This window comes from Flavobacterium cutihirudinis, assembly GCF_003385895.1.
GTDB lineage: Bacteria > Bacteroidota > Bacteroidia > Flavobacteriales > Flavobacteriaceae > Flavobacterium > Flavobacterium cutihirudinis.
In genome coordinates this window covers 68,678-89,682 of the sequence record NZ_QRDQ01000013.1, presented here as the reverse complement: position 1 = coordinate 89,682, position 21,005 = coordinate 68,678, and the positions used below count along the sequence as shown (strand labels likewise).

13 protein-coding genes are annotated in these 21,005 nt (G+C 35.7%); 8 read left to right on the top strand and 5 right to left on the bottom strand.

What is annotated here, in order from left to right:
- Positions 1 to 201: 201 nt before the first annotated feature.
- The 5 genes from BD847_RS19870 to BD847_RS19850 form a co-directional block, all read right to left on the bottom strand.
- Complete coding sequence (locus tag BD847_RS19870; RefSeq protein WP_115889991.1) at positions 202 to 2,328, bottom strand: alpha-L-fucosidase; 2,127 nt, start codon at positions 2,326 to 2,328, stop codon at positions 202 to 204.
- Between the two features lie 32 nt (positions 2,329 to 2,360).
- The gene (locus BD847_RS19865; RefSeq protein ID WP_115889990.1) at positions 2,361 to 3,803 is read right to left on the bottom strand and encodes an alpha-L-fucosidase; all 1,443 of its coding nucleotides are present in this window, start codon (positions 3,801 to 3,803) and stop codon (positions 2,361 to 2,363) included.
- Positions 3,804 to 3,844: 41 nt separating this feature from the next.
- Complete coding sequence (locus tag BD847_RS19860) at positions 3,845 to 4,852, bottom strand: isoaspartyl peptidase/L-asparaginase family protein (RefSeq protein ID WP_115889989.1); 1,008 nt, start codon at positions 4,850 to 4,852, stop codon at positions 3,845 to 3,847.
- A gap of 232 nt (positions 4,853 to 5,084) precedes the next feature.
- A complete protein-coding gene (locus BD847_RS19855; RefSeq protein ID WP_208641820.1) occupies positions 5,085 to 7,310 on the bottom strand; it encodes an alpha-galactosidase in 2,226 nt (741 codons plus the stop codon).
- Between the two features lie 6 nt (positions 7,311 to 7,316).
- Complete coding sequence (locus tag BD847_RS19850) at positions 7,317 to 9,773, bottom strand: carboxylesterase family protein (RefSeq protein WP_115889988.1); 2,457 nt, start codon at positions 9,771 to 9,773, stop codon at positions 7,317 to 7,319.
- 478 nt (positions 9,774 to 10,251) lie between these two features.
- On the opposite strand from BD847_RS19850, the gene BD847_RS19845 reads away from it, so the two are divergent.
- From BD847_RS19845 to BD847_RS19810, 8 genes are all read left to right on the top strand, one after another.
- A complete protein-coding gene (locus BD847_RS19845) occupies positions 10,252 to 11,118 on the top strand; it encodes an AraC family transcriptional regulator (RefSeq protein ID WP_115889987.1) in 867 nt (288 codons plus the stop codon).
- Between the two features lie 408 nt (positions 11,119 to 11,526).
- Positions 11,527 to 12,969 carry an alpha-L-fucosidase gene (locus BD847_RS19840; protein ID WP_208641819.1) on the top strand — a complete coding sequence of 481 codons (1,443 nt, stop codon included), beginning with the start codon at positions 11,527 to 11,529 and terminating at the stop codon, positions 12,967 to 12,969.
- A gap of 84 nt (positions 12,970 to 13,053) precedes the next feature.
- Complete coding sequence (locus tag BD847_RS19835; protein ID WP_115889986.1) at positions 13,054 to 13,401, top strand: L-rhamnose mutarotase; 348 nt, start codon at positions 13,054 to 13,056, stop codon at positions 13,399 to 13,401.
- A complete protein-coding gene (locus BD847_RS19830) occupies positions 13,388 to 14,221 on the top strand; it encodes an amidohydrolase family protein (protein ID WP_115889985.1) in 834 nt (277 codons plus the stop codon). The genes BD847_RS19835 and BD847_RS19830 overlap by 14 nt, the downstream gene beginning before the upstream one ends.
- 69 nt (positions 14,222 to 14,290) lie before the next feature.
- Entirely contained in the window at positions 14,291 to 15,070 is a 780-nt protein-coding gene (locus tag BD847_RS19825; RefSeq protein WP_115889984.1) for an L-fucose dehydrogenase, read from the top strand.
- A gap of 31 nt (positions 15,071 to 15,101) precedes the next feature.
- Positions 15,102 to 16,886, top strand: a complete 1,785-nt coding sequence (locus tag BD847_RS19820) for a right-handed parallel beta-helix repeat-containing protein (protein ID WP_115889983.1) — start codon at positions 15,102 to 15,104, stop codon at positions 16,884 to 16,886.
- A gap of 118 nt (positions 16,887 to 17,004) precedes the next feature.
- Positions 17,005 to 19,542, top strand: coding sequence for a beta-galactosidase GalB (gene galB, locus BD847_RS19815; protein ID WP_115889982.1), 2,538 nt, complete (start codon positions 17,005 to 17,007; stop codon positions 19,540 to 19,542).
- Between the two features lie 24 nt (positions 19,543 to 19,566).
- Positions 19,567 to 20,904 carry an alpha-L-fucosidase gene (locus BD847_RS19810; protein ID WP_115889981.1) on the top strand — a complete coding sequence of 446 codons (1,338 nt, stop codon included), beginning with the start codon at positions 19,567 to 19,569 and terminating at the stop codon, positions 20,902 to 20,904.
- Positions 20,905 to 21,005 lie beyond the last annotated feature (101 nt).

Here is a 21,005-nt window from a genome sequence, read left to right as displayed (position 1 = left end):
CCCCAGCGGGGTGAACTATTTATAGAATTACAACAAGACAAATAAAAAAGCTCCTGAGGAGCAACATATTTAATACTGTAGAAAAAATATGTTGCTCCTCAGGAGCTTTATGTTGTAACCAATATTCTTTTGCTATAAATATTTCGCTTCTCTGAAGCTTGCAATTGAGACAATCTCTTTCTTATAGCTTTAAGAGCAATATTATTCTACTGTTTTTACTCCCAATTCTGCAATGGAAATATAAGTTCCATCAACACTGGTTTTACCTATAAATTTGATATATCTGGCTTTCGCCGAAGCTTTCAAAGTGATATTCTGTTCAACAGGATTGCTTTTTATATTAGCAAATTCACCTTCTGCAACAGTTGTCCACGTAACATTATCGGTACTGATTTGCCATTCGTAATTTTTCACAATTCCGCCTGTTCCGTTTCTTCGAGGCAAATACGATAATACCGAAACTTTCAATTCCTGCCCCATATCAAGAACAATTGATTGAGGTAATCCTGTCGCCGAAGTATTGTCAGCAGTGCTCCAAACTGTATCAGGATTTTCGTCTATTGCATTTATAGCAACTGCTTTATCATTGTCTTCAAAAGAAGCAGTTACTATTTTCCAATCTTTTTTGAAAACATTCAACGACTGAATAGCTGTTTCTCCAGCTTTCAGATTAGTGTCAAATGATTTTGCTTTAATATCGCCTGAATTTAAAAATAAAAATGCAGTCTCATAAACAGGAGATTGCGCGGTTGGTTCAGTTCCGTCTGTTGTGTAACGAATTTGGTTTACAGCCGATTCGGTTGTAATAGAAACCATTCCGGTTTTATCTCTTTTAATTTTTGGAAGCGATACTTGTTCCGGTTCTTTAAAAACGCCAACATCACTTAAAGCAATACAAACAGGAGATTCTTCAATACGGATTCTTAATTTTGAGGTAGTGATGTAATTTGGTAATCGTACCAAACGATTTGCGCCAATACTTGTAGTTGTTGCTACTTTTTTCCATTTTCCGTTGATAAAAGCATCAAATTCAACTTTCTCAATACGTTGTCCAAGTTTGATGTTTTCTCTTAAACGAATGATATTGAAGGTTTGTTCTTTTTTCCATTCTAAAGTTAATGACGCTTTTTTGACATCATCATTGGTAGCCCAATACGAATAACGATCATTGTCAGTAAGATTTTTGGTTCCAAAGAATATTTCATTATCACCGCGAATTTCTGATGCTTTAATCACAGCAGAATTGGCAAGATTATCAGAATATAATTTCTTTAGAAAATCGCCAAAATCTTTCAATGCTTTTACGTCATTTGGATGCAGTAAACCATCAGTATTAGGTGAAATTCCTAAATCCAGACAAGCACCTCTTCCAACAGATTTTAAGTAAATCTCAAACAACTCCGAAACCGATTTTACATGATTGTCTTCATTAGTATGATAAAACCAGCCATTTCTAAGCGGAACATCACATTCTGCAGGTTTCCAGTATTTTCCATTTCTTGTTCCTTCCGGCGCTTTATCCGAGTTGGTTTCGCCAGGTGCAGCAACTAATTTTCCAGCAGTTGGTTCTGGTGTAAAAGTAGCCCATGAAGTTTCTGCTGCAAAACCTTGTTCATTTCCTACCCAGCGTACATCACCATTGTCTGCAAATATAACAGCTCCCGGTTGTAATTTTTTTGAAATTCCCCAAGTTGTATCCCAACCATAATAAGTTGTGCGGTCAATATTTCTTTTTTCTTTTTTTCCACCGTAGTAACCGTCGCCACCGTTGGCGCCATCAAACCAAGTGATAAATAATTTTCCGTAATTGGTATACAATTCGGTTAATTGCTCGCGGAATTTTGTTACATATTCAGGCGTTCCATAATATTCATTATTTCTGTCCCAAGGCGAGCAATAAAGGCCAAATTTCATTCCTGCATTTCGTGCAGCAACTTCAAATTCTTTGACCATATCGCCTTTTCCGTTGCGGAAAGGGCTTTTACTGATATTATAATCTGTAGTTTTTGTTGGCCATAAACAGAATCCGTCGTGGTGTTTTGCTACAACAATTACCCCTTTAAAACCTCCTGCTTTGGCTGCATTTACAATTTGGCTTGCATCAAATTTTGAAGGATTGAAAATCTTAGGATCAGCATCTCCATATCCCCATTCTTTATTTTGAAAAGTTGTTGGAGTAAAATGAACTAATACATATTGTTCTAATTCCTGCCACTGCAAATGTGCTTCGGTTGGTAAAGCTCCGTAAGGCGCCGGAGGACCTACTTTTTGAGCGCTCATCGATACAAAAGCAAAACAACCAATAAGCGTTAATAACTGTTTTTTCATTTTTTTATTTTTGATTCATTAATCAATACTCTTTAATTTACTTTCAGAACAACTGCTTCTGCACTTGCTAAAGAAGTTCTAAGATTTTGCGGAATACTAACGATAATTCCACCTTCTGTTTTCTTGCTGGTTAGTTTTTGTTTGTTAGCCAATAAAATAACTTTTGGGTTTTTTAAGTTTGTTTTGATAGTAATTTCTGAAGGCAATTCTTTTTCGTCTTTTGCAGGCATATAAATTCCGTAAACGGCATTTGCTTTTTGAGTATAACCGACTTTTCCATCTAAGTAAGGCGCAACAGGTTTAGTGTCGTAAATCGCTTCACCATTTACTGCAAGCCATTTTCCAACGTTGGCTAAAGTGGTTTCGATTTTAGGATCAAATTCACCTTTAGCATCTGGTCCAACGCCTAATAATAAGTTACCGCCTTTTACCACAATGCTTGTCATCAACTGAACTACTTCTTTTGATGATTTATAATGATCGTTTGGTACCCATCCCCAGGCTCCACCAAGCGTTATACAGCTTTCCCAAGGCACTGATAAAGGTTTTTCAGGTGTTTTTTGCTCTGGAGTTAAATAGTTTTCATATTCACTAGGAACCCAACGGTCTACTACAAGCATTCCAGGTTGTTTTTTGCGGGCAGTTTCAGAAACCAATTTCATATCAATATCCATGTCATAAGGATATTTACAAAATTCTTCTACTTTTTTATTGATTGTAGAAAGTGGTCGAACCCAACATCCGTCAAGCCAAAGAATATCTACTTTTCCGTAATTGGTAGTTAATTCATTTAACTGGTTTTGTGTGTATTGAACGTAGCTTTTCCAACGTTCCGGAAACTTTTTGATGTCATAAGTCGGGTTTCTGTCTTTTGGAGGATAATACGACCACCAGAAATTTTCAGTTGTCCAGTCCGGTTTTGAGAAATATACTCCGACAGCCAATCCTTCTTTTCGCGAAGCATCCAAAACATCTTTTAAAACATCTGCTTTTGGATTTTTAGCATAAGGCAATTCCGGATTTGTGATTTTAAAATCGGTATATTTTGAATCATACATACAAAATCCGTCATGATGTTTTGAAGTAAAAATCATGTATTTTGCTCCGGCATTTTTGAACATTTTGGCCCACTTTTCAGAATTTAGATTCGTAGGGTTCAATTTGTATTTTGTATTTCTGTAATCAGTAGCATATTTGTAATAATCGTCGTAGCCATCTCTGGTTACCCAATCCTCAGGCGCCAATCCCCAGGATTCAACAGTTCCTAACTGCGAGTAAAGCCCCATGTGAATTAATACACCAAATTTGTAACCTTGCCATTTGTCAAGGTTGGCTTTTACCTGTGGATCTTTCGTCCAAACATAACCTTCTTCTTCTGTTTTATCTGCTTTCATGCTGAAATCACCTTGCGCATTCACAGAAAGTGAACTCGCACAAACAAAAGCAGTAAACAGTAACTTGAATTTATTTTTCATTTTGTTTTCGTTAAATCTTTATTGATGTTAGGGACTGTTGATTACTTGATATAAAAATCAGGATCAATTAGTCGGTTTCCGGTTTCGTCGTAAACAGCATAGTTAAAACCACTCTGAACACAGTAAGAACCGTAATCACCTTTTTTGTTCAAAGCAATAAAGCCAACCTGAATATCTTTAAGGTTTTTGTTTCTGTTTTTCATCAATTTAACCACTCTTTGTACAGCCTCTTCACAAGCTTTTTGAGGAGATCTTCCCTGACGCATTAATTCTACAACTAAATGACATCCAGCGATTCTGATTACTTCTTCACCATGTCCGGTTGCCGTTGCAGCTCCAATCTCGTTGTCAACATACAAACCGGCACCAATAATAGGAGAGTCTCCAAGACGACCATGCATTTTGAAAGCCATTCCGCTGGTGGTACAAGCACCAGAAAGGTTTCCTGCAGCATCCAAAGCAATCATTCCAATAGTATCGTGATTTTCGATATTAGCAATCGGTTTATATTCTGAAGTTTTTAGCCATTCTTTCCATTCTCTTTCTGAATCCGGCACCAATAAATTTTCTTTCTGAAAACCTTGAGACAAAGCAAATTGAAGTGCTCCATCTCCAACCAACATTACGTGAGGTGTTTTTTCCATCACGGCGCGCGCTACAGATATCGGGTGTTTGATATGTTCAAGACAACCAACAGAACCAATATTCGACATTTCGTCCATGATACAGGCGTCCAGAGTTACACGTCCGTCGCGATCTGGTCTTCCTCCGTAACCCACACTTCTTTCTTTAGGATCGGCTTCTGGTACTTTTACTCCGGCTTCTACCGCGTCAAGTGCTCTTCCGCCATTTTTTAATACTTCCCAAGCCGCTTCATTTGCCTGTAGGCCAAAACGCCATGTTGAAAGCACGATTGGTTTTCTAACTTTTCCTTCCGGAAGTTCATTTTGTTCCTCTCTAATTTCTTCCGCATTTCCGGTGAAAGAATTCAATACAACAGCAGCCGATGCGATTGCAGTTGTTTTTAAAAAATTTCTACGATTTGTCATGTCCTTTTTTATTTAATCTGATTGATTCAATCAGAAAGTAGTTTGTTTTTTTGCTTGTAAATAACACAATTTCAAAAGATTGAATTTTCTAAAGAAGTAGTGGTATTTGTTTGATATTCTGTCTTTTTTTGTTAAAAGTAAGTGTTTTTATTGAAATACTAAATCGTATTAGTAAAATTATCGCAACAGTGAAGTTTTGAATTCAATTTTTTGTTTTTGAAATCATTTTTTACTACTCTACAACGTACCAATTGTAACTTTCAGCTTCTATTGTAACGGGTAATTCGACTTCATAATTACGATTGATCGTATAGTTTTTTGATGCACCTTCTTTTTCGCGAATCATTGCTTTATCGGTAAGACCGGTATAATACAATGGTATTTTAATGGTTTTGATTATTTTTTCTTTAGTTGGATTATAAAGCATAATAAAACCTTTTTGTTTTAAAGAAGGATTAACATGTATAAATCCGTCCCAATCTCTTCCATCTGCACGACGTATCTGAATCATATCGGAATTTAGAATATCACGGTATTTTTTGTACCAACTAATTGTCGTTTTTACCAGTTCTTTTGTTCGGTCTGTATCGTACAAACGCGGGCCGCGATAACATGCCTGAACGCCTGCGCCGTAATATTGAACCATCAATTGTTCATAATCTTTCAAATGGTCATTTAACGGTTCTAAAACTGCCGAAGCATCGCCACCCTGATACGCTGTCAAAGGAACAAATCCCCAAGACATTGAAGCCGATTTTTCAATTGTTCCGTCATGAATATTTTGGCGATTCAGGATAAGTTGCTGTTCTCTCGGAAGAGAAAAATTAACTTCGCGATATCCTAAAGCAATTTTATGTGTTCCGTCAAGGAAATACCAATCGGGAGCATTTATATAAACGCCTTTTTCATTTAGTGAACGATATAAATCTTTCTGAATCTCCATTTGTCGCCATTGCGAATCATCCAGATTTTTGTGTCCGGGATGCGTCGTAGAAGCGCAAACATCTCCCGGATAAGGTCCGTCATTTTCCCAAATGTCAAAGTTGGTTTCTGCGAAGAATTTCTTGATACGATCTCTGTATGACAATCCCCATTTACTTCCAAAACAGGGCGCATTTCCAAAAAAAGCACCGCCCGGTTTTCCGGTTTTTGGATCGATTACGTCATCTTCATCACTAATTCTTCGACTGCTGAAGAGCGAATATCCGCCAATTTTTATTCCTTTTTCATGCGCGTAATCGGCTAATTTTTTCCATTTTTGATGATTTTCAGGCGTATCCAGTTCCATATTTAAATGGCTTCCAAAACTTAAAATCAGCGCTTCATAACCTGTTAAGGCACATTGATCGATTGCCGTGCGAACCTGTTCATCATTTTGACTTACCAAATGCATGAAAATTGGATTTTCAGTTGTCCATGGAGCAATAGTTCGGTACATTTTTTTGATCATCAATCCTCTGCGCTGACGGTCGTAAGTATCAATCAGAAGTTCATTGCTGCGAACCGAATTAAACGTTTCTCCTGGTTTTAAATCGATTCCTGGTGCTTTTTCAGGATAAACTTCCAATAAGCAAGGCGTTTTATATTGATAATGCACCTGAGAAGTATATAGGGAATCTTTTTTCCAGTGTGTAGTCTGATCGCTCAGTTCGTAACTCATCGAATTGTTGAATGCGTAATTGGTTTCAATATAAAATCCGTGCTGACGTCTCATTTTTTCAGGATCGCCTTCTACGGCACTTTGTTCTTCGACCATTCCAATAATCTCGTTTATCACTCTATCGAGTTTAAACGTTTTTTGCGAAGAATTTTCAATAGTAACCGATTTGTTGATCAGCGGCAAGCCATCATACAATTCATAATTTACTTTTACTTTCAAACCTTTTAATTCTGGTACAGACGAAGCATATTCAAAAACAAGAAGTTTTCCGGTTGCTTGTTTTTTGTTTGTTGACCAATTCGTCGATTTCCAATTTAGATAAGGTTTAATAGCTGAAATGGTATAATCTACAAAAACGAAATCATCTTTTCCAACTTGCATTTTATCGACCCATTCCGGCAATAAATAAGCATTTTCTTTTTGTCCAATTAATCCTCCTACGGCATATTCTTTTCCGTCAATTTTAATTTTTGCTTCCGGTTTAACCGCTCTAAGCAATTGATTATCATTTGTCAGATTAGTGTAATCAATACAAGCAACATTTGGAGAAATCCTAAAAGATCTTCTAACCAAACCATTGTACAAAATAATTGATTTTTTGTCCGGACTTGTGTATATATCAGCCTTAGATTTTATTGGTGTAATAAGCCAATCGCTGGTTGCTGCTGCTTCTGTTTTGTTTTCTAAAACCGGAAATTTAGATACATCAGGAAACTTTTTGTCATTCTTCTGCGCCAGACCAGAAAAACCTACAGTAAAAGCTGCAAAACCAAAAACTATTTTTCTCTGTAATTCCATAGTTTTTTAATTATAAAATTCCAAAGTCTTAGCAGACCAGTCATTATCAAAGAAACCAGTTACTTTCATATCCGGTAAGCCGTTTAATAGCAAATTAGCTTTAAAAATCATTACATCAGGGAAACCTGTAATTCCGGAAATGTAATTGTTGGCCCAAGTTGCCTTCATTCCTTTTTCCGAAGTTCCAGCCACAACACCTACCATTGCAATTTTACTATCCGTTCTTGGAACTACAAAATATGCAGCCAAATCATCGCCTTTTAATGTTTTAGTATCAATTTTTACCTGCTGATTGTCGATTTGAATAGGGGAGTTTTTCAACAATAATTTCCATGCGCTATTGTTCGACGCATTTCCGTAAATAATAACGTTTCTGTCTTTGTATTTTTCCAATGAAAATTCCTTATCTGTAATAATATCAATGCTTCCGTTACCTCTATAGTAGAAAGTTTCTGCATCAAAACGTGCTCTGTTTTGGTACCATTCGCGTTCCTGTGCAGAACCGCCTGTCGCATAAACGAATACCACATTTGTATTAAAAGCAAATTTAAAACCGCCCTGACGTTCTGCATATTTTTGGGCAGTATTAATTTCATTGATTACACTCCATTTTCCATCTTTTAAGGCCAAAATTGCTTTTTTATCTGAAGGAGTTTTTAGTGTTTGATCATCAATAGTAATCGTGATTTCTTTGTTTATTTCTAATGAAGCCAAATCAAGTTCCATTATCGAAACGTTTTTGGTTTTAATGGTAATTACTTCTTTGTCGATTTTTGCTGTAATATTAGAAAAGTCAAAAGGAAGAATTTGCTGCTGCAGTTTAACCCAATAGTCTGTGGCAGAAACCGCTGGAGTAGCGGTATGAAAATCGATTTCTTTTACATTTTTGTTTGCCGGAATCGTCTGGCGTTTGAAAAATTCAAAAATCGGAAACCAGTCTACAGAATGATCTCCATACCAATGTTCTCCGCCAGGATATTCATAATAGCAGAAATTTGGGTGAAAAGTTCCCAAAATCTGACGCATTTCTCGAACTTGAGAAATAGGCACAGTTGAATCGGCATCGCCGTGAAGAATGTAAACTCCGGCTTGTTTCAGGTTTTGCACAATGCTTTTTACACGCCCTGAATTTGCAGAACGTTTGATCGGTTCGTAAGCTTTGAACATGTCGTGCATTTCGTCACCTTTATCAAATCCGTAAGTAGAAATGTCAGGATAAGAAGCGCATGGAGCAATCGCAGCAAATTTTCCAGGATAGGTAGTTCCTAAAAACCAAGTTCCGTGACCACCCATTGAGTGACCCGTTAAATATGTTTGATCAGGAATTGTCTGGAAAACTTTTTTTGCCTCTTCTAAAACTTCCAATGCATCAATTCTTCCCCAATCTTCCCAGTTAAATCCAAAAGGACGACGGTTTGTAGCGGCAACAATTGTTACCCAGTCTTTTTGTTTGTAAGCGCGCGACTGATTTCTGGCTTCAACAGAAGCACCGTGGACGGATAAAACTAACGCTTTTGGTCCAGTTCCTAAAGCAGGAGCAATGCTATAATATTGTACGCTGTTGTCAACTTTGCTTAGAAAAGTACGCTCGTGATGAACAGTAGCAGAGCGTTGCTGAATTGGAAATTCGGTTTTATCAAGTACTTTTCCGCTTTTGTCTGTTAGTGTAAGTTCTACTTTTAATTCGCCGCTAAAGTCGTTTTTTGCAGCCGGAATTTTAAATTTTACTTTTCTCACAAATAACGGCATAATAGCATCAGTTGCATATGAAGCCGTTTCGCCGCTGGATAATTTTGCAGTAATTACAAGGTTTTTTAAATCTTTTTCGGTTGCATTGATCACACGAACAGAAGCCCATTTTTCATCTTTTTCACCATTTATAACATCCGGCAGCGTCATGTCGCGTTTGGTAAACTGAATGTTTTTTGAAAGCGTAATAATTTTTGATTTTACTCGACCAAAACGTCCTTTTGTATAAATAAATTCGTTTGTTCCTTTACGAAGTTTAAACGGAATAAGCGTATAACCAAAATCATAATGATCACCTTCATGAGGCATACCATTTATGTAGGTGCGCGTTCCGCCGGTGGTTTCAAGAAGTACAATTTCTTCTTTTGGCGAATTATATTCTGTAAAAAGAAAAGCAGATCTGAGGTTCTTCCCGCTAAAAACCCCTACTGAATCCACTTTTATAGGTTGCCAGTCTGTTTTTTGTTTGTTTGGATTGGCAAATTTTCCAACGGCATATTGCCACGCTATCGGATCTTGTCCGTTAAAAAGTGTACCGCTTTTTTTATCAGCAGGAAGAAAATATCCTTCGCTAAACTGATGAAGAACACTTCCTTCTGCGGTTGTTACGATTTTTTCTTTGCCAAAATATTCTACGACATTTCCGGTGGTTTTTGTCTGTGCATTCAAATTTGTGCTGAGCGCAATCAGGAAAATCAAAAGTTGTTTTTTCATTTTTATTAGTTTTGGTTTTTATTCCGCTACTTTCAATTAAACTGTGGTTAAATAATTTTTAAGTTTAGAATAAAAAAATGGTTTAGCAGAGTTTCAAAAAATGTTTTTAATTTTTGTTTAAACACATTTTACAGTATTGATCGTGAATTGAGAGAAGTTCATTTTTGAGAAATCACTTATTAATTCAATTCTGTCCTTTTTTTCAAAAAAACAATTCGATTTTATCTTTAAATTTTGCCATTTTTAGCCTGTTTTCGGGACTTTTGGAATAAAAATTAAAGATATTTTTTGGTTCTAAATGAGAGACAAAAACGACTTGTTTCTGATTTTTTTTATCACCATAAAACGATTTAGTGTTGTCGTACACATTTTTTGTTATTTTTGTTTTTTGGGGAAATTAAAATTATATCTAAATCAATTTAGTAATTAATTCAATTTTATCATTATTTAATTATTAATTATCATTATTATTCTGAAAATGAAAATCGTTAAAACCACTATCGCTTCTTATACAAATACATCGCTATCTGTATTTTCTCGTGAAGAGTCGTTTTTTCAGTCTCCTTTTCATTCGCATCCGGAATTTGAGTTGGTTTATATATTAGAAAGTCACGGCAAAAGAATTATAGGAAACTCTGTCGAATCTTTTGAAGCTGGTGACATGGTTTTCCTTGGAGATGATATCCCGCATGTTTGGCTAAATGATGAAATTTTTTATAAAGGAATAAACAGTCTTAAAGCAAAAGCCATTGTAATTTATTTTAGCAGAGATCTTTTTGGGAATTCTTTTTATGAACTTCCGGAAGCACAAGAAGTAAAAAAGTTTTTCTCGCAGGCTATAAAAGGTGTTTCTATTACAGGAGAAACAAACGCAATGATTGCAAAAAAAATGGGCAAATTGCTAAAAAAGAAAGGTTTTGAAGTAGTAATGGGACTTATTGAAATCTTGTTTCTTTTGTCAAAAAGCAAAGACCTTAAATATATAAATGATAACTCATACGTACCAGTTAATGAGGATAACAAAAGTGATCGCCTTGCTGAGGTTTTTAAATACGTAAAGTCGAATTATAAGGAAGAAATTTCTCTTGATGAAATCTCGAAAATCGCAAATCTGACACCAACGTCATTCTGTAGAATGTTTAAAGCCAAAACCAAAAAACCTTTTGTGGAATATCTAAATGAAATTAGGGTTGCAAATGCATGCAAATATCTAATTGAAACAGATTTGGGCATTTCTGAAATTGCTTACGAATGTGGTTACAAAACGGCATCAAACTTCAATAAACTTTTCAAAAAATTAATAGGCACCACGCCTAAGGAATATCGTAAAAACGCTTTGGTGTAAAGTTCAGTTTTCTGAAGATATCTGTCTCAATAATACTGACTTAAAATGTTTTTAATAAATCAGAATTGTACTGAAATCTGCATCATATTTTGCTCAGAATCAAAAAAGGCTTTTTAAATTTTTCATTTAAGAAGCGTATTATATTTTCTTATCCAATAATTTATTCCTAAAAAGGCTACTAATTGTCTGCTTTTTTGTGAAATTAATTATAAAGATAATAAATGCTTAATTAATGATAATTTTGAGCTAAGATAAAAGATTATAATGCAATAATTTTATTTTTTTAAGATTACTTAAAAAACTATATCCAAATATATAAAACGATTTAGTTAATAACTTGTAAGATTAAAGATTGAAATTATTAACTCCTTTTTAAAGTATACTTATAAATAGGTATCAAATAAAAATATGAAAAGCAGAATAAAATTAATACTCTCAGTTTGTTGTTTTGCCGCCGGAACGCTGTCTTATGCTCAGGGCGATATTATGCCTGAAAACGAAAAAACACCCGGAGATACTTATATAGGACCAAAAGATAAAGCGGTAAAAGAAAACTTAGCCAAATGGCAGGATTATAAATTTGGTGTTTTAATTCATATGGGATTGTATAGTCAATTGGGAATTTGTGAATCTTGGGGATTGGCGCCTGAAGATTGGGTTACCCGAAACGGTTATGACGATTATGATTCGTTTGCATCTGATTATCGTGGCGCGCGATTCAGCTTAAATCCGGTAAATCTGGATGCTGAAAAATGGGCGAAAATGTTCAAAAGCGCCGGAGCGAAGTATATGATTTTTACTTCGAAACACCACGATGGATTTTGTATGTATGATTCGAAATTTACAGACTTTAAAATTACAAATCCAAATTTACCTAATGCCAAGAATCCAAAACCGGACGTATTGAAAAACGTTTTGGATGCATCGCGTAAAGAAGGTTTGTCTGTTGGAATTTACTTTTCGAAACCTGACTGGACATCACAGGATTTTTGGTGGAAATATTATCCTCCAAAAGATAGAAATCCAAACTACGATATTAAAGCACATCCTGAAAGATGGCAGAATTTTGTAAAATACACACAAAATCAATTGGATGAATTGACTACCAATTACGGAAAGGTAGATATACTTTGGCTGGATGGTGGTTGGGTTCGTCCTTCAGATCCAAAACAAGCTGGTAAAAAAGGTCGTCAGAATCTGGATATCGACATGAAATTGATTTCTGAAACGGCGCGTAAAAAACAACCGGGACTTATTGTAGTAGATCGTTGGGTTCCTGGAGAATATGAAGATTATCTTACGCCGGAGCGAAAAGTACTTGAAAAACCAATTCCGGTGCCATGGGAAAGCTGTGTAACGCTCGGTAATGACTGGGGTTGGGTGCCAAATGACAAGTACAAATCCGGAAAAGAAGTGATTCAGTTATTAACTGGTATTGTCGCTAAAGGCGGAAATTTACTGCTTGGTGTTGGCCCTGACGGAAAAGGTGATTTTGAGCCAAAAATTCAGCAAGCGTTAGCCGAAGTGGGAAAATGGCTTGATGTAAACGGAGACGCTATTTATGCTACAAAACCTATTGCACCTTATTCTGAAGGTAATCTGTATTATACTTCAAAAGGAGAAAAAAGCATTTTCGGAATTTATCTTCCACAGCCAAATGAAAAAGAAATACCTGCAGAAATTGTTATAAAAAACAATCTAAAAGGAAAAGTAAATGTGGCGCTTTTGGCAAGCAAACAAAAGCTAAGTTATAAAAATGTAAATTGGGGAATTAGCGTAGCGATTCCAAAAGCATTGCGCGCAGAGCTTGCAAAACAAGCTGGAGTAGTTATAAAAGTAACGGCAAAATAAGACTTTCTAATCCCGGATTGGAATTGTTTTTTAAACGATAATAAGTAATTTTAGGTTTCAACCTTAAAATTTAAATAAAATAGTATGGTAACTCAAAAATATTGTCTTGCATTAGATTTAAATGATGATTCGGTTTTAATAGCGGAATATAAAAAATATCATGAAAAAATCTGGCCGGAAATTACAGAAAGCATTGCAAATTCAGGAATTGAAAACCTTGATATTTATTGTGTTGGAAACAGATTGTTTATGATTATCGAAGCCAATGAAACGTTTACTTTCGAAAGAAAAGGCGAAATGGATGCGAATAATCCTGTAGTTCAGAAATGGGAGGAGTTGATGTGGAAATACCAGAAAGCATTGCCATGGGCAAAAGAAGGAGAAAAATGGATGATGATGGATAAAATTTTTGATTTACATGAAAATCGATAGCCACCAACATTTTTGGAAATTCCACCCAGTGAAGGATGCCTGGATTACAGACAGAATGAAAGTAATCAAGCGCGATTTTTTGCCTGCCGATTTGAAACCGTTATTATTGGAAAATCAATTTGGCGGCTGTGTGGCTGTTCAGGCGGATCAAAGTGAAGAAGAGACAATTTTTCTTTTGGATTTAGCCAAAGACAATCCTTTTATAAAAGGAGTTGTGGGCTGGATAGATTTACGCGCAGATGCTATTGAAGAGCGTTTACAATATTATAGCAAATTTGAAAAATTAAAAGGTTTCAGACATATTATTCAGGCTGAAGCCGATATTGATTTTATGCTGCAGTCAAAATTTCAGGAAGGAATTTCGCAATTAGCGAAGCATAATTTCACTTATGATATTTTGATTTTTCCGAAACATCTGGAAAATGCGGCAAAACTTGTGGCAAAATTTCCGGAGCAAAAGTTTGTTATTGATCACTTAGCAAAACCGGATTTTAAAAATAAAGAATTTACAGATTGGGAAAGCGGAATCCGCGCTATTGCGAAATTTCCAAACGTAATGTGCAAGGTATCAGGCCTGGTAACAGAAGCCGACTGGAATAATTGGACTACAGCAGACTTTACGCATTGTTTAGATGTTGTTACAGAGGTTTTTGGAATTGACCGTCTAATGTTTGGCAGTGATTGGCCTGTGAGTTTACTTGCGGCTTCTTACGCTGAATCATGTGAAATTGTGGAAGAATATTTTTCGAAATTTTCAAAAACAGATCAGGATAAATTCTGGAGCGAAAATGCCATACGTTTTTATCATTTACAAAAATAACCACTATTTGGCCGCGCGTTTAAAAGTGCTCTCGGTCAAGTAAACTATCTAATTTAAATAGAATACAAAATGAATCTTAATCTTAGTAACAAAATAATTATCGTAACCGGCGGTGCAAAAGGAATCGGATTTGGAATCTGTAAGGTTTTGGCTGGTGAAGGTGCTGTTCCGGTAATTATTGGAAGATCTGACGCAGATAATCAAAAAGCAATCAAAGAAATAGAAGCAGAAGGAGGAAAAGCATTAGCCGTTGTTGCTGAACTTACCAATCCTGAAGCTTGCAAAAATGCTGTTGAACAGGTCGTTACGCTATGCGGAAGAATCGATGGACTGATTAATAATGCCGGCGTAAATGATGGTGTTGGTTTGGAAAGCGGCGATTATGAAAAGTTCATGGCTTCGGTTCATAAAAATCTGGTGCATTATTATTTAATGGCGCAACATGCTTTGCCTGAGTTGAAGAAAACAAAAGGAGCGATTGTAAATATTGGTTCAAAAACGGCTGATACCGGACAAGGAAATACATCAGCATATGCTGCTTCAAACGGCGGACGTAATGCGTTAACCCGTGAATGGGCTGTTGAATTACTGAAATACGGAATACGTGTAAATGCCGTAATTGTGGCCGAATGTTATACGCCATTATACGACGCTTGGATCAATACACTTGAAAATCCGGAGCAAAAATTAAAAGAAATTACAGCAAAAATTCCGTTTGAGAACAGAATGACAACGGCTGAAGAAATTGCAAATATGGCAGTATTCTTATTGTCTGACAGATCAAGCCACACAACAGGTCAATTGATTTATGTAGATGGAGGTTATACACATTTGGATCGTTCATTATAATTTAATGATTATATAAGAATCAAAAATTAAGATGAAACTGTACAAAAAAACGTTCTTACTCTTTTTATTTTTTCTGCTGGCAGTAAATGTTTCTGCTCAGATTGCCGATACTATAAAAGTGACGCAATTTGGCGTGAAATCCAACAGTTATCAAAATGCCAGTAAAGGAATTTCTGAAGCATTAAAAAAATGTTCAGGTAAACAAAATGTAGTTGTACAATTGCCTGGCGGAAGAATTGATTTGTGGCCGGAAGATTCGGTTAAAAAAGAAATTTACATTTCGAATGCGACGGAAAGCGATACTTTATCAAAGATTAAAAACATTGGTTTTTTCTTCGATCATTTAAAAAATGTGACTTTAGACGGAAACAATACTTTGGTCGTTTTACACGGAAAAATGATTTCGTTTGCCTTGTTCAATTGCGAAAATATTCAAATTAAGAATCTTCAATTTGATTATGAAAGACCAACAATGTCAGAGGCAACGATTGTTTCAGTTTCTCCTTCTTCAGTAAAATTAAAAATACATCCCGATTCTAGGTATTTTATCGAAAACGGAAAAATTGGTTTTTATGGCGAAGGCTGGAAAAGCAATTCTCATCATACAATTGCACTGGATCAGCAAAACAGAATGCATTATTCCTCATTTGAACCTTTTTTGAAATCAAAAGCAATTCAGCAGGAAAACAGAGATGTTTTGTTTGAAGGCGATTTTACGAAAGTAAAATATAATGTTGGTGATGTTCTTACTATTCGGGATACCTATCGCGATAATTGCGGCGGATTTATCACATTAAGTAAAGATGTTGTGTTGTCTAATGTAAAAATGCATTTCATGCACGGCTTAGGAATTGTTTCTCAGTTTGCCGAAAATATAACACTTTCAAAAGTTGTAGTGGCACCTCGCGAAAATTCGGGACGTGTGATTGCTTCTTTTGCGGATTGTTTTCATTTTTCAGGTTGTAAAGGGAAAATTTTAGTTACCGATTGCAAAACATCCGGAGCACATGATGATCCAATAAATGTACATGGTACGCATTTGAAAATTACTGAAATAGCTGGAAACAAGAAAATAAAAGTACAATTCATGCACCATCAGACATATGGTTTTGAAGCTTTTTTTGCTGGAGACAGCATCAGTTTTGTAAGTCCGCAAACTTTGAAACCAATTGTTTTTGGTAAACTAAAATCGGCAAAACTGATTAGTAAAAAAGAAATGGAATTGACTTTGGAAAATGAAATTTCAGAAAAAATAAAAGTAGGCGATGTAATTGAAAACCTAACATGGACACCAGAAGTTACGATTCGAAATTCAAGATTTGAACGCACCAATACAAGAGGATTGTTGTTGACAACACGACGAAAAATTGTGATAGAAAACAATATTTTTTATAAAACAGGAATGCATGCCATTTTGATTGCAAACGATGCATCAAGCTGGTTTGAGTCAGGTGCAGTTAACAATGTTATAATTCGCAATAATACTTTTGAAGAATGTGCCTATAATTCGGGTACAGTTATCAATATTGCTCCTGAAAATCATGAATTAGTAAAAGGATATTATGTACATCATAATATCAAAATTTTGGAAAATACATTTAAAGTTTTTGATAAACAGATCTTGTCAGCACGCTCGACGGATGGATTGCTTTTTTCGAATAATACCATTAATCAGTCCAGTTTGATGGAAAATTCAAACGAAGAAACTTTTAAACTTACTGCATGCAAAAATGTAGTAATCAAAAACAACACATTTAATACCAGTTGGAAACCAAAAATTGCAACTTTCAACATGGAGAAAATTTCAATGAGGTAGGATCTTAATTGGAATGTTTAATAATTGATTTTTAAATGGCTAATGTTTTTCTTTTTAAGCAAAGCCAAGTAAAACTAAAGCAAACTAAAACAAAATAAATAAAAAAATGAGCAAAAAGATGTTTTCAATAAACCATAATTTCGCTTTACTTCTCTGTTTAACGATAGGTTTTTCTGGTTTTTCTCAGCAAAAAGCAATAAAAAGAATGGGCTCGGCCGATACAGAGTCTTTTGATGATAATTGGGTTTTTTCACGTTTCGGACTTCAGGCTGACGGATTAATCAAAGAAGAACCAAAAAACTTAGAAGCAGTTTCGACTAATGAAGCTTTTTGGGAAAAACTAAATGTGCCACACGATTGGGCCATCAAAGGACCTTTTAGAATCGAACTTCGAGGAGAAACAGGAAAATTACCTTGGAGAGGAATTGGTTGGTACCGAAAACATTTTACTGTTCCTGCGTCAGATGCTGGAAAACAGATTTTTGTTGATTTTGACGGTGCTATGGCAAATGCCAAAATTTATTTAAACGGAAATTATGTTGGAACCTGGCCATACGGTTACAATTCTTTCCGCATGAATTTGACACCATTTTTAAAATTTGGAGAAGAAAATGTTTTAGCGGTTCGTCTGGATACAGAAAACTGGGATTCTCGTTGGTATCCGGGAGCTGGTATTTATCGTCATGTATGGCTGGTAAAAACAAATCCGGTGCATGTTGGACATTGGGGAACTTATATTACAACTCCAAATATTACCAAAGAAGAAGCAGCGATAAAAGTTTTGGTTAAGGTTGATAACGCGACAAATAAAACAGTTAAAGCAGTTGTAACAACCGATTTATATGAAATGGATATTGATAATAAACCGACTGTAAAAGCAGGTTCATTAATAGTTTCCACTTTAGAAATCAAACCAAATACAACAGAAGAAGCAGAAACGCATTCGATTTTAAATAATCCTAAATTATGGGATTTAAAAACGCCGAATCGTTATGTCGCGCAAACTAAAGTTAGCGTTGACGGAAAAGTTGTAGATACTTACAATACTCCATTTGGTATTCGTACAATCGAGTTTACACCAAGAAACGGATTCCTTTTAAACGGAAAAAGAGTCGAGATTTTCGGAACTTGCAATCACCATGATTTAGGAGCTTTAGGTGCCGCAATTAATACTTCGGCATTGAAAAGACAATTGGTTATGTTGAAAGAAATGGGATGTAATTCGTTGCGAACTTCACACAATCCTCCAGCTCCGGAATTATTGGAACTGGCTGATAAAATGGGATTCTTAGTGTGGGACGAAGCTTTTGATGCCTGGAAAATCGGAAAGAAAAAATTAGATTATAACGTGATTTTTGATGAATGGCATGAAAAAGATTTAATGGCTTTGGTACATAGAGACAGAAATCATCCTTCGGTGTTCATCTGGTCAATTGGAAATGAAGTTCCGGATCAGCAAAATGTTAAGCTGACAAAAGAATTGGCAGATATTATGCGTAGAGAAGACCCAACGCGTCCAGTTTCAAACGGATACAACGATCCTGACGGCGGAAGAAGTTCCGGAGCAGTTGTAGCATTGGATATCATGGGAGTAAATTACTTTTTTGATCAACAGCCAAAATGGGATGTAGATCCGAGATATGAGAAAAAACCAACGCTTGGAAGTGAAACAGCTTCAACAGTAAGTTCTCGTGGCGAATATTTCTTTGATGATAAATTCAATAAAACGACCTGGCAGATTTCATCTTACGATGATGCATTTCCGGGTTGGGGTTGCTCTCCAGATACTCAGTTTCGCACCAATGCAAAATATCCGCATTTATTGGGAGAATATGTTTGGACCGGTTTTGATTATTTGGGAGAACCAACACCATATAATTCAGACGAAACCAATTTGCTGAATTTTAGAACAGATCCATCAAAACAAAAAGAATTGGAAGCTAAATTGGCTGAATTACAAAAAAGCAATCCACCTTCAAGAAGCAGTTATTTCGGTATTATTGATTTAGCTGGTTTCCCAAAAGATCGCTACTACAGCTACAAATCACACTGGAGACCTGATGTTCCTACAGCACATATTTTGCCACATTGGAATTGGAGCGAACGTAAAGGTCAAGTCGTGCCTGTTCACGTTTATACTTCAGGAGATGAAGGTGAATTATTCCTTAACGGAAAAAGCCTTGGAAGAAAGAAAATGGTAAAAGGACAAGATTTCCGTTTAGCGTGGGACGATGTAGTTTATACGCCGGGAGAACTAAAAGTGGTTTGTTATAAGAATGGGAAAATTTGGGCAATAGATATTGTGAAAACAACAGGAACTGCTGCAAACTTAAAAATGTCAGCTGATCGTAAAACGGTTTTTGCAGACGATGTTGATTTGGTTTTCGTAACAGTTGATATCACTGATAAAAATGGTTTGGTTGTTCCTCGTTCAAATCCATTGGTTAAGTTTTCAATTGAAGGAGCCGGAGAAATAGTAGCAACTGATAATGGAGATGCAACAAGTTTTGTGCCTTTCCAAAGTACGGAAAGACCAGCTTATAACGGGAAAGTTTTAGTTATCGTAAAAGCTAAAAAAGATCAAAAAGGGCAATTTACTGTAAAAGCACAAAGTGAAGGATTGCAAGCTGCTGCAACAACAATCATGATTAAATAATAAACTATAATAAAAACAAACAAAATGACCAAAAAGATAATCTTAGCGATTTTAGTACTTGGTACAACTATCGCAGGCTATTCGCAAAACAAAATTGAAGCAAAAGATATTGCCGAAAAAATGAAATGGTTTGAAGATGCTAAACTAGGAATCTTCATTCACGCCGGAATCTATTCTGTTGCTGACGTTTCTGAATCTTGGAGTTTTCACAACGGAAAAATTTCTGTTGAAGATTATATGAAACAACAAAAAGGTTACACATTAAGTAAATATGATCCTGCAGCATGGGCAGATATGATCAAAGATTCTGGTGCAAAATATGCTGTAATCACGACAAAACATCATGATGGTGTGGCAATGTATGATACGAAACTAGGGAAACTAAGTTCTGTAAAAACGTGTCCTGCAAAGAAAGATATGGTGAAGCCATTTTTTGAAGAACTACGCAAAAGAGATGTAAAATGTGGTGCTTATTTTTCATTAATCGATTGGACACATAACGATTATCCGGGCTTTTTGAAAGATAAAGCACGTTACGATATTAAAAAAGAACCAGCACGTTGGGAGCGTTTTCAAAAATTCTTCCAAGGTCAAATCAAAGAAATTTCAGATTGGTACAATCCGGATTTATGGTGGTTTGATGGCGATTGGGAACATAGCGCAGAAGAATGGCAAGCTGAGAAAACTCGTAAAATGATGTTGGACAGAAATCCGAACACAATTATCAACGGACGTTTGCAAGGTTATGGCGATTATGATACTCCGGAACAAAATTTCCCAGTAGTGCGTCCAGCGTTCAAATGGTGGGAATTGTGTATGACAATGAATGAAAACTGGGGTTACCGTGTGAGCGATAACAATTGGAAAACACCTTACGAAATCGTAACGATTTTTGTAGACGCAGTTTCAAACGGTGGAAACTTATTACTTGACATCGGACCAAAACCTGATGGAACTTATCCTGAAACGGTTGTGTCAACGCTAAAAGAACTAGGTGATTGGAACAGAAGAAATGGAGAAGGTATTTTTGGAACAGTTCCTGGAATTCCGATGGGGCATTTTTATGGACCAACAACACTTTCGAAAGATTCAAAAACACTTTATTTATTTGTTCACGGAAAAACTTCAGGTCAATTAATGTTGAAAGGTCTTGATAATAAAATTCAGGATATTACAGTTTTGGGTTCAAATGTAAAACTGACTCATAAAGTGGTAGGAAAAATTTCTTGGAGTGCAGTTCCGGGATTGGTTTACATTGATTTACCAGAGACTGCAATTGATAAATATGTGACTTGCATTAAAGTTACTTTAGATGCACCAATTAAATTATACAGAGGTCACGGAGGATTCCTGACAAACTAATACTAAATTTTAAAATGTCATCTCCAGAAAAGGAGATGACATTTTTTTATCTAATTTTTTTGAGTTGATTCTTTAACAATCAGCCTTTTGGATACAATTTT